Below are 591 nucleotides of genomic sequence, written 5' to 3' on the forward strand. Positions count from 1 at the left end.
TGGCAAGTTTTTTGCATTTAAAGCCCTTAAATTCAAAGATTATTAACTTTTTTAATATAAAAGTTTTTACAATACGGTAGAGTAATAGGGGGGGTAAAAATGAATAGAATAAAAAAATTAAATCTTAAAGGTCATTTATTGACGGCAATTTCATATTTGATTCCAATTGTTTGTGGAGCAGGTTTTTTAATCGCAATTGGTATGGGTTTTGGAGGTACTAGTCAAGGTACATTAGTACAAGGTGAGTTTTCCATATGGGATGCTTTAGCAACAATGGGCGGGGCTGCTTTAGGTTTACTACCTGTCGTTATTGCTACAGGGATTTCTTATTCAATTGCAGGAAAACCAGGGATCGCTCCAGGTTTTATTATTGGTTTAACTGCTAATGCAATTGGTGCTGGATTCATTGGTGGGATTTTAGGAGGATTTTTATCGGGCTATCTTGCCGTAGCTATTATTAAACATCTTAAAGTTCCTAACTGGGCTAGGGGATTAATGCCAACTTTAATTGTTCCATTTTTATACCCATTCCTTTCGCTTCGCTCAAGGCACAAAACGTAATGAAATAAGTTTTGTACCTCGAGCGTCTAT

The 591-nt window shown here is 35.9% G+C and carries 1 protein-coding gene; it reads left to right on the forward strand.

Translation table 11 applies throughout. The features are described 5' to 3' along the window. Positions 1-99 precede the first annotated feature (99 nt). On the forward strand, positions 100-561 hold the full coding sequence (locus tag Q1B07_RS26735) for a hypothetical protein (protein WP_299095635.1): 462 nt from the start codon (positions 100-102) through the stop codon (positions 559-561). The last annotated feature ends 30 nt before the right edge of the window (positions 562-591 follow it).

This window comes from uncultured Metabacillus sp., from assembly GCF_947503125.1.
Lineage (GTDB): Bacteria > Bacillota > Bacilli > Bacillales > Bacillaceae > Metabacillus.

Excerpts from the sequence above, each read along its gene's own strand:
- Q1B07_RS26735 (WP_299095635.1), top strand. The coding sequence starts at position 100 with ATGAATAGAATAAAAAAATTAAATCTTAAAGGTCATTTATTGACGGCA.